Source organism: Auritidibacter sp. NML120636, assembly GCF_003185945.1.
GTDB classification, from domain to species: Bacteria; Actinomycetota; Actinomycetes; order Actinomycetales; family Micrococcaceae; genus Auritidibacter; species Auritidibacter ignavus.
Window position 1 is genome coordinate 57,346 of record NZ_QHLO01000007.1, and the last position, 10,502, is coordinate 67,847.

Below are 10,502 nucleotides of genomic sequence, written 5' to 3' on the forward strand. Positions count from 1 at the left end.
GAGTCCTCCGGGCTGGGTCCCTCGGAAATCTCCGTTCCTTCTGTCGCAGGTGACAGCTCAGTCTCTACACCGTTAACTTCCAGCGTAGAGGGGCCCTGGCTCATGTAGACGTAACTCCACGGTGCAGAGGTTATCCTCCAGTCGTCGAAGAGGACTGCCTGGTTACCCTCGGCGGTCAGTTCCACAGTGATCGGATATTCCCGGCCGTCCTGAGTCAAAAACGCTTCGACCGTGACATTCCCAGCATCGTCTTGTTCACCAACCTCACCGATGCGGTATTCGGTAGGACGATTCTCGACTGCCGCATAAACTTCATCATTCAGCAGGCCTCGCCGATCATTAGTCACATTCGGGTCGGCCAGTTCCACCGCGGTCGATGCTTCACCGTCTACCACGGCTTGCAAGTATTCCTCCACTTTCTTATCGGGCCCAAAGGTACTGGAAGCCAGCACACTGCGGGTCACGAAAAACGCCACGATGAGCCCCGCCAGCACTACGACGGCAATCAAGACGATCAACAAGTTCCGCTTCGTCTTTCGGGACATCGGCTTGGCTACCGCAGGCTGGGTATACGCCTCGGGAGATGCCTGGGCACCGGGGGCGTATCCTTGATTCGTAGCTACTGGATCAGCCGAGATTGCCGGCATACTGGCCTCAGCAGGAAGCTCAGCATCAACCGAATGTCCAGCGTCAACAGGGATACCGTAGTCGGGTTGTTGCGGGGCTACGTTCGGGGGTGGCGGTGATGTCGGCGACGGCGGCGTCGCCGGCGGTGTTTCCGCCATCGGTACCGTCGCATCAGGCACCGAGTCACTCGAAGTGTAGTTCCCCGTGAGGTTGTGAACACGCTCTGAGGGCACAGCGCCTCTGATGGGGGTGTGGGTTCGGTGATGATTGTAGTGGTGGAGGAAGGCTTCGTAAGAGGCTTCTCGGGCTGATTCGCTGGTGTAGGGGCGGGCGTAGGCCCATTCCTTCATCAGGGTCCGGTTGAAGCGTTCGACTTTGCCGTTGGTCTGGGGCCTATAGGGGCTTAGTGCGTTTGTGCTTAATCCCGTCACCCCGGGGCCTGTTTGAACTCGCCTGAGCGGTAGCAGGAACCGTTATCTGTCATTACTGCGGTGACTTCGACGCCGATGGTGTGGAAGAAGGCACGTGCTCGTTTCCAGAACTCGGCGGCGGTGTGCTTGCGCTCATCATCGAGAATCTCGGAGTAGACCACCCGGGAGTAGTCATCGACAGCGTGATGCAGGTACCGGTATCCCCGGCCCGGGGCAGCGCCCTGGGCGGCATCCTTCTGCGTCTTGGCCAGTGCTTTCAACGCTTGGGATGAGCCTCTGCCGTGGACTCGCCAGCCGCCACCATCAGGGATCTTGCCCAGCTTCTTGATATCTACATGCACCAGTTCACCTGGGGCGCGGGCTTCGTACCTGTTCGTAGCCGGGCGGCGTACTGGCAGCCCGGTGGCCTGATCGATCCACTCCAGGGACGGCATCCGGTACCGGGTGAGCACCCGTCCCACCGTGGAGCGGGGGATGCCCAGGTGCGCGCCGATCCGGTGAGGGCCCCACTGCCTGGTGAACCGCAGTGCGATGATGCCCCGCTCAGCACGCTGAGGCAGACGCCGGGGGCTGTAGTGAGGGCGGCTAGAGCGGTCGTTAAGCCCGTGGCCCTCCCGGTGGCGTTTGGCCCATTTGCTGACTGTGGCTGGGCAGACCTGGAAGCGTTCAGCGACCCGACGCTGGGACCACCCATCCTCGATGACCAGGGCTACGATGCGTCGTCTTCCCTCAGGGGTCAGCGGTGACCTACGGTGAACCATAGGAGACCTCCGTTTATCGATTCGTGAGTGTGGTTACCCACATCGATATCGGAGGTCTCCGCTGAGGTCACCGACCGTTCACAACGTGTCGAGGAACTACAGCTAGGCCACAGACTATGGCGAGCCGCGTGAGAACGGGTCGGAGAGGCCCCGGGAGGAGCCGCCACCTCATCCCTTGTTATCCCCCTTATTTCCCGGCTAACCTTGGAGCGTTATGGATACCGAACAGATCGACCGGCTGCGCCGTCTGAACCCCGCGTGGAAGCTGCTGCGCGCGCAGAACGCGCCCTTGATTTTGTCGTTCTTGGGTCGGCATTTCATCGAGGAAAACCACGGGGCGACGGCCGCCAGCACACTTGCGGGTGCGCTGGATGACGAGCTCTACGGGCTGAATGACCAGGCCTTCAGCCTTGACGAACCAGCGCCATACCCCAAGGACCCGACGGATTATTTAGAGGATTGGGCGGCAGACGATTCCGGTTGGCTGCGCAGGTTCTACCCGGTGGATTCTGACGAGCTTCACTACGACGCCACGCCTGCGCTGGAGAAGGCGTATTCGTGGGTGCTCGGCCTGCAGGTGCGCCCGTTTGTGGCCACCGAGTCGAGGCTGCAGACGATTGTAGAGCTGCTGCGGCAGATCTCGATGGGTTCGGAAGAAGATCCTGAGGAACGTATTGCGGAACTCAAACGGCGCCGCGATTCAATTGACCGCGAGATTCGCCAGATTGACGAGGACCCGCAGTTTGGCATGCTCGATGGCACCAGGCTGAGGGATCGGTATCAGCAGTTCACGTCCACCGCCAGGGAACTGTTGGCGGACTTTCGACAGGTGGAGGAAAACTTCCGTTCGTTGGATCGGAGTGCTCGAGAAAAGATCGCCACGTGGCAGGGCAGCCGCGGCGAACTGTTGGATGAACTGGTGTCGACCAGGGCCAATATCGATAGTTCGGATCAGGGCCGCAGCTTTCAGGCGTTTTATGACCTGCTGTTGTCGGAGGCCAGACAAGAAGAACTGTCGGAGCTGCTTGGCCGCGTGTCGGAACTTGCCCAGATACAGACAGATAGCCGGTTGCGCACTATCCATCACGACTGGGCGGATGCCGCTGAGCGCACTCAGCAGACGGTGCGCCAGATATCTGAACAGTTTCGCAGATTCCTGGATGACCAAATCTGGGTGGAAAACCGCAGGGTTCTGGAACTGGTAAAAGACATCGAGCGCCATGCCGTCGATGTCCGTACGCAAGCGCCGAAGAAGGACTCTCCCGTTGGCATCGAAGTCGATGTCCCGGGCATTGATGTTGCTTTGCCGTTGGAACGCCCACTGTATGACGTGCGTCCAACCGCCGAGGTCGACAGTCTCCTACAACCCAGCGAGGCCGAAAACGTCGACACCACTGCGCTTACGTCGCAGGTCTTTGTTGACCAGACGAAACTCTTGAGCCAGCTGGCCGCGATCATCCCGCAGGGCGAATCGGCGCTGCTGGACGACATTGTGCAGATGTACCCGATAGAACAGGGCGTGAGCGAACTCATCGGCTATCTGTCCCTGCCGGCTGAGGATGTTCAGGTGAATATCAACGACGATGTTGAATCGACCATTGAAGCCCAGGATGACGAACTCACGTACCAGGTGCGGCTTGCACAGATTAAGGTGACCAGATCTTGAGGACACTACAGCCATGAGAACTCCCGAGGAAACAGCGGCGGCGCGCAGCATCATCGCCCTGATGCGCGGTGTGGTGTACCAGGAAACTGCAGAAGACGTCTGGCGTGAGCTTATGAAGAACCCCGCTCCGGTGCGCGATCATTTCAACACCATCGGCCTGGATGTTGTGGTCGATGAAAACGAGGGCTACGCCTATCTGCGCATGCAGGAAGAACGGGAGGGTGAAGAACCACTCCCCCGTTTGATCACACGCCGCAAACTTCCCTACAACGATTCCCTGCTGCTAGTGTTGCTGCGCAGGCGCTTGGTGGAATTTGAATCCCACGGTGATCAGGGCCGCCTGGCGGTGGATCGGGATGACGTCGTTGATTCGCTCCGGGTCTTTCTGGCTGACTCTTCTGACGAAGCCCGGATCATCAACAACATCGACCAGAGCATAGGCAGGATCGAGAAGCTCGGTTTTCTGCGCAAATTGCGCGGTGAAAACGATGTCTGGGAAGTCCGCCGAATTCTGAAGGCCTACGTCGATGCGCAGACGCTGTCTGATTTTGCGCAGAAGCTGGACGAATATAAGTCCGTACTGAACCAGGGTGGACAATGAGCGAAGGTCTGTTCTCCGCAGTTGAAGTTGAGGCGACGGGCAAACCTGGCTACAGACTTGAACGGATTGAACTGTGCAACTGGGGTACGTTCGACAACCACGTCAGCTACTTGTACCCGAATGGTGAAACGGCGCTGCTGACAGGTGATATCGGCAGTGGAAAGTCGACGATTGTCGATGCTGTAAGCACCTTGCTGTTGCCTTCGCACACGATTGAATACAACAAGGCCGCAGGTGCCGGTAGGCGTGAGCGCAGTTTGCGCAGCTACGTTGAGGGCCACTACAAATCTGAGCGCGACGAACAAACCGGCACGTCTCGCCCAGTTGCGCTGCGCGGTCACAATGCGTATTCGGTGATTCTGGGGACCTTCACCAACGAGGGATACGGCGAAACTGTGACCCTGGCCCAGGTGTTCCAACAGCGCGATTCAACGGGCCAGCCGTGGCGACGGTTCTTCTCAGCACCCAAGCGGCTGACTATCCTGGATGACTTTTCAGGCTTCGGCACCGATATCAACGACCTGCTGCGCAATCTGCGGAAGAAAGACGTCGCTGTTGACGACACTTTCCCGAGCTACGCCCGCCGCATGCGCAGGCTTCTGAGCATCCGGTCAGAGCAGGCCATGGACTTGTTCCAGCAGACGGTGTCAATGAAGGCCGTGGGGGATCTCAACGAGTTTGTGCGCACACATATGCTCGAGCCCACCGACGCTGGTGGTCGGATCCGGCAGATCATCGACCACTTCGATGATCTTGAAAACGCATACCAGGCCGTGCAGCGAGCCCAGGAACAATTGGAGTTGCTGACCCCTCTGGTGGAAAACGCGGATAAATACGACGCCGTGGTTGCCAAGAAAGACAATTTTGCTAAGCAGCGCGACGCTGTGGACGTGTTCTTTTCCGACATACGCGCGACGCTGCGAACTGCCAGTATCGAGCAGTTGGAAGCTGATCTCACCACCGTCAACCAGCAGTTGGCGGCGAAGCGGGAAACCCGCGACAAGCTGTCTGCTGAACGTGACAATCTCATCGCGGCGCGTGCCTCGGCTGGTGGCGAGCGCCTGGAGACCCTGCGGCACAAGGCTGCGTCTGCGCGTGAACAGCAAAAGCAGCGCCACGCTCGAAACCAACGTCTGCAGGTAAAACTGCAGAATGCAGGCTTGGCTGAGGTTAGAACGCAGGCTGATTTCAACCAGATGCCCGGCAAGGCTCAAGACCGACGGGCGGTGCTGGAGCCAGAGGCCACCGAACTTGATAAGAAACGTTCGGCCATCGAAGCCGAAAAGCTGCTGCTCACCGAGCATGAAAGCGAAACCAGACGCGAACTGGAAAGTCTGGACGCCCGCCGGAACAACCTGCCCAGCAACCTGCTGGATATCCGTGAACAGCTCAGTACTGCCACCGGAATTGCTGAAGACGAGCTCCCCTTTGCGGGTGAGCTTCTGGATGTTGCCGAAGAGTTCGAAGAATGGCGAGGCGCCGCTGAACGTGTGCTTAGAAACTTCGCCTTGTCGATGTTGGTTCCGCAGGCACACTACCCCGCGGTTGCCGAATGGGTGAACAGAACCCGTTTGCAGACCTCGGGTCGCGGTGGCCGCACCACGGGTGTGCGTCTGGTGTATGAACGTGTACCGGATCGGCACGTGCCGCTGCAGCGCAAGCCTTCGGCTGGTCTGCGACTTGCGGACACGATCGAGATCGAGGATTCGCCCTTCCGCGCCTATTTGAAGAGCGAGGTAGAGTCCCGCGCTGACCACCTGTGTGCGAACACCGTTGAGGAATTTCGCGGAGCGCAGCGCGCGGTCACGCGTGAGGGCCAAGTGCGTTCGCGCGACCGTCACGAAAAAGACGACCGGCGTCGTGTTGACGATCCACGCGCTTGGGTCTTGGGTCGGGTCAGCGAGCGCAAACAAGAAGCTCTGCTTCGTGAAATCCAAGAACAGTACCAACGTCAGTCGCAGCTGAATGAGACGCGGGAACGGCTTAAGACCAGGCAGGCAGAAGTCCAAACTCAGTCCGAAGCTCTGCGTGCGGTTCTGGACTTTGACTCGTGGGATGAAGTCGATTGGGAATCAGCTAGCGCCCGTGCGCAAGCTGCTGAAGCTGAGATTGAGCGTCTGGAGAACGGTTCCTCAGAGCTGGCGGAGATCACTCGCAGCTTTGAGTTCGTGGAACAGCAGATTAAGGAAAACGAGGCCGCGCTAGATGATGTTGCCCGGAATGCAACGACCCTCGAAATGCGCTTGGACCAGGAGCGTTCAGCGCTAGAACGTGACCGTGAAATCCTCGCAGCAGGCACTTTCGAGAGAGCCCAAGAATCCTTCGAGGATCTCCAGGCCCGGGTGCCTAAGCACATCGCGTCCGTTGAACAGGCAGACGAACTCCAAGCCTCGACAGTCAGTGCGATTGCGAAGGACATTGAATCGGCGCAGGAGAAGATCAACGGCCACACCACAACGCTGCTGACGCAGATGGGCAATGTGCGCGAACAGTTCCCTGCAGAAACCACGGAACTGGACGTCAGCGTGGACGCGCGCAATGCCTACCGCGAATTCCACTCACGGGTGAAAAATGACGACCTCCCGCGGTTCAAAACGGAGTTTAAGGAGCAGCTGAACACCAACGCGATTCGCGAAATTGCTGGTTTTTCCAGTTGGCTCCGCCGGCAGGCGGACGAAATCGACGTGCGAATCGGCAAGATCAACGAGGCCCTGTCAGCCGTGGACTTCAATGAAGGCCGCTACATTCGTCTGGAGAAGTCCGCCACCATCAACCAGGATGTGCGCAAGTTCCGCAGTGATCTGCGTGATGTTACCGCCGAAGTCAGCGACAACGACGATTCCTCCCTGTACTCCGAGCAGCGTTTCCAGGATGTGCGGGCGATCATCGAGCGATTCAAGGGCCGCGAGGGTCACACAGACGCCGACAAGACATGGACGGCCCGTGTTACCGACGTGCGCAATTGGTTTACGTTCTCAGCATCCGAGCGCGATCATGAAACTGATGAGGAATGGGAGCACTTCCGCGATTCTGACGGCAAGTCCGGAGGGCAGAAGGAAAAACTGGCGTACACGATCCTCGCCGCTTCGCTTGCCTACCAATTCGACCTGAAGTGGGGTGCTGCGAAGTCTAAGGACTTCCGCTTTGCCGTGATTGATGAGGCTTTTGGCCGAGGTTCGGATTCTTCGACCCGCTATGCCTTGGACCTGTTCCGCAAACTGGGCCTGCAGCTGCTGATTGTCACGCCGCTGCAGAAGGTCCACATCATCGCCCCGTACGTCAAGAGCATCGGCTTCGTCGACAACGTAGGCGGCGATAATTCTCGGCTGCTGACCATGACCATCGAGCAGTACTACAACAACATGGCCGACTCCGGTGGCGGCTCGAAGCCCGGGGGTTCGGTGTGAGTCGAGTCCGCGCTTGGAAAACCCCGCAAGACATCCGCACCGCGGTGCAGCGCCGCTGGAAAGACGGGTCGCTGCTGCGCGCCTACGCCCTGGGTGAGGACTTCCCGGTAATCACAGTGCCCCTGGGCGGGCCGACTTCCGCTGAGCTCGCCTCCCGCTGGGACGAATGGCGTGCCTGGTCTTCTGACCTTTCCCACGATTCACGAGGTGGAGCTCACTACGACCTCGAACTTAAGTCTGTTGGGGGTCGGGGTGCGGTAGGTGCGAACTCGGTCCCTCACAGGGCCGTGATCAGTCGGTTCGATCAGGCTTGGGAGCTTCTGTCGGTCGGCCGGGATGTTGCCGCCTTTGATGAGTTGTTGTCGGTGACGAAAAAGTGGCAGTTGGGGGCTCCCTGGCAATGGGTTTTGCGCCGTCCACTGGAGGCGCTGCGGTTGGCAGCGGAGTGGCCGCAGGTGTTGGCAGCGTACGAGTGGTTGGATACGGTGCGGGGTTCAGACCGCTATTTGCGGCAGGTGGATGCGGCCGGGGTGGATACGAAGTTCGTGGAGTCCAACCGACGACCGTTGGCGGAAATGCTCGGGGTGACTGCCACTAAGGGCAAGTTTGAGCAGGCATTGGGCTTGGCGACAAAGCCTGCGTATGTGCGCATGCGGGTAGACCCTGTGCGTTCCCCGGTACCCGGTGTGGATGAGTTCACTCTTCGAGCGGATCAGATGTCCGATTTTGGTTTTGTACCGGACATCGCCCTGATTGTGGAGAACGAAATTACGTTCCTCACGGTTCCCGTACCCGCCGATGGGGCCGTGGTGTGGGGCAAGGGTTTTGAGAGTCAGCGCAGCCAAACACTCGCTTTTTTTGCGGGATCGGATGTGTTGTATTGGGGCGATGTGGATACACACGGATTCAGCATTCTGCACGGGGTGCGAACACAGCTGCCGCAAGCTGAATCAGTGTTAATGGATGAAGACACCCTGGAAGCGCACCGCAAATTGTGGGGTTCTGAGCCTGCACCGACGAATGCGTATTTGGAGAATTTAACCCCAACGGAGCGAGCCCTGTACGACGATTTAGTGTCGGACCGGCTGGGTAGCAATGTGCGTTTGGAACAGGAACGCATCAACTGGGCGTGGGCGTTGCAAAGGCTTGACTACCGCTGGGCTCAGTAGGGGTTGGAGCGGGGTTCTAGAGGCCAGACTCACGCTTTAATGCAGACCAGCACCCCTCCAACAGCTGCACACTCACAAGGCCCAGCCGACCCGGCACCTCGGACCTGACTTAGCGCATTTGTTTAGTGTCCCGGTTCTGCCTTGATTTGGGTTAATTCTTGCGGCGTTGTCTGGGATGCGGGCGGGGATCTTCACGATCTTTCCGTTGGTCTCGATGAGCGCGGCGTGGATGGGCCGCAGCGTGGTGATGATTTGCTTTAGCGACAGTCCTGTCCTGGCTTGCATGTGGCGGGCGATGGCAAGTGTGGTGAACACGATGGTCAGGTGGGCTTCGATCGCGTTGCGGGTGTGGTGGAAGATCGGCCGGGCTGCAAGGTCGGACTTCGACATTCGGAAGGACTGCTCGACCTGCCACAGGTCGTGATAGGAGCTGATGATCTCCTTGGCGGGCATGATCGTGGCGGGGATGTTCGTGACGTAGCCCTTGAGTCCGACCAGGCGGCGAGCCCGGTTGAGCGCGGCTTCGTCGAGTTTCCGCCCGGCTGCTGTGGTCTTGACGAACCTCGCGGACCTCACTTGGCGTTGCCCGTCGATGATCTCTTGAGCACGGTAGGCCTGGAGGTTCAGGGTCTGCTGATCCCGTAGCGCTCGTTTGCGTGAGAATGCCCATACTGCCCGCCAGTCCTTGCCCATCTGGTTCTGGATTCCACGCTGGTTCCTCGCGCAGCAGAACGTCGTTGGTGGCCGTTTTGCCATAGCGTGGAGTGACGGTGTCGACGATCTGCCCGTCGGTGAACCCATCCCCGTGCCACCGGAAATGTGAGGCCAAATCGTTGGGTGCTTTCGTTACTTTGGAGCCGACGATGAACCGCAGACCGGCCTCATCGAGCTCTTTGAGGTTGGCTGCTAAGAGCATCCCAGCACCAGCGACGACGACCATGTCAGCGATACCATGGCGGGTCTGGAAACGCTCGATGATCTCCAGCAGCGTCTTCGTTTCTGCTTTGTTGCCCTCAAAGCAACCGATCTCTAGCGGGAACCCGGTCCGATCCACCAGCAGACCAACGACGATCTGAGGATCCACGCGCCGTTCTTTGGAGTATCCAACTTTGCGTAGTCCGTCTTCGTGCTCGGCTTCGAAATACAGGGTCGTCACGTCGTACATCACCAAGCTGACATCACCGTCGCTGAGACAGTGAGCAAAGCACTTCGACGCAATCGCACCCCGGTACTTCTTCTCCTGAGCCCTGGCCAGATGCCGATAGATCGTTGACACGTGCGGGGCCGGCACCCCGAGTTCGGTCAGCACCCGGACCGTATCGCGCTTCGAGGTCGGCTCTACCAGCCTGGCCAGCACCACCTGCTTGAACACCTCATCACCGACCACGTCGAAACCCAGGTTCGTATACGCCGCTTCCAGTGTGAACCACAACACATCCGACACCGCCCCGATCGTGCGCGGCCGACTCACCACCGGCGGACCCTCGACAGTGTGCGCAGGCTCCAGAAGCTGGGACTGTCTCCCAGGACCTGGCAACACTGATTCCTGCCTCACCGCATCCTCGATCCCAAGATCGAGCACTCCCTGATCGCCAACCAAGATCTCGTCGGCACGATCCATCAGCAGGCCAAGCTCAGCATCGGTATGCGCTGAGCCCACATGCTTGATCACCCGCAGTTTCCCACGACGCTTTTCTACGACCTGAACCGCAGTCGCCCCTGAAGCAGTCCGGACCTTCCTCACAAATACCACACGATTAGTGTCCCAAAACCACCATTCCGAAAGACAAAACCCCAGGTCACAGCCCCACGGACCCCGAAACCACACTCACGTGCGCTA

At 59.0% G+C, this 10,502-nt stretch carries 4 protein-coding genes and 2 pseudogenes; 4 read left to right on the top strand and 2 right to left on the bottom strand.

What is annotated here, in order from left to right; all coding sequences use genetic code 11:
* Nucleotides 1-821 precede the first annotated feature (821 nt).
* Nucleotides 822-1,819: pseudogene (locus tag DCC25_RS07510) on the bottom strand (IS481 family transposase); the annotation flags it as partial.
* Between the two features lie 214 nt (nt 1,820-2,033).
* Here DCC25_RS07510 and DCC25_RS07515 point away from each other — a divergent pair.
* Genes DCC25_RS07515 through DCC25_RS07530 form a run of 4 tightly spaced genes read left to right on the top strand, consistent with a single transcriptional unit; the run spans nt 2,034 to nt 8,662 of the window.
* Nucleotides 2,034-3,485, top strand: coding sequence for a DUF3375 domain-containing protein (locus DCC25_RS07515; RefSeq protein WP_110101207.1), 1,452 nt, complete (start codon nt 2,034-2,036; stop codon nt 3,483-3,485).
* Between the two features lie 13 nt (nt 3,486-3,498).
* Nucleotides 3,499-4,086, top strand: a complete 588-nt coding sequence (locus DCC25_RS07520) for a DUF4194 domain-containing protein (protein ID WP_110101208.1) — start codon at nt 3,499-3,501, stop codon at nt 4,084-4,086.
* Nucleotides 4,083-7,493 (top strand): ATP-binding protein, encoded by a 3,411-nt coding sequence (locus DCC25_RS07525; RefSeq protein ID WP_110101209.1) that lies wholly within the window; start codon nt 4,083-4,085, stop codon nt 7,491-7,493. The genes DCC25_RS07520 and DCC25_RS07525 overlap by 4 nt, the downstream gene beginning before the upstream one ends.
* On the top strand, nt 7,490-8,662 hold the full coding sequence (locus DCC25_RS07530) for a Wadjet anti-phage system protein JetD domain-containing protein (protein WP_110101210.1): 1,173 nt from the start codon (nt 7,490-7,492) through the stop codon (nt 8,660-8,662). The genes DCC25_RS07525 and DCC25_RS07530 overlap by 4 nt, the downstream gene beginning before the upstream one ends.
* A 72-nt stretch (nt 8,663-8,734) precedes the next feature.
* Here DCC25_RS07530 and DCC25_RS11925 read toward each other — a convergent pair.
* Nucleotides 8,735-10,415, bottom strand: a pseudogene (locus tag DCC25_RS11925) (IS1634 family transposase).
* Between the last annotated feature and the right edge of the window lie 87 nt (nt 10,416-10,502).

Coding starts and splice junctions, on each gene's coding strand:
- DCC25_RS07515 (WP_110101207.1), top strand. CDS start 2,034: ATGGATACCGAACAGATCGACCGGCTGCGCCGTCTGAACCCCGCGTGG.
- DCC25_RS07520 (WP_110101208.1), top strand. CDS start 3,499: ATGAGAACTCCCGAGGAAACAGCGGCGGCGCGCAGCATCATCGCCCTG.
- DCC25_RS07525 (WP_110101209.1), top strand. CDS start 4,083: ATGAGCGAAGGTCTGTTCTCCGCAGTTGAAGTTGAGGCGACGGGCAAA.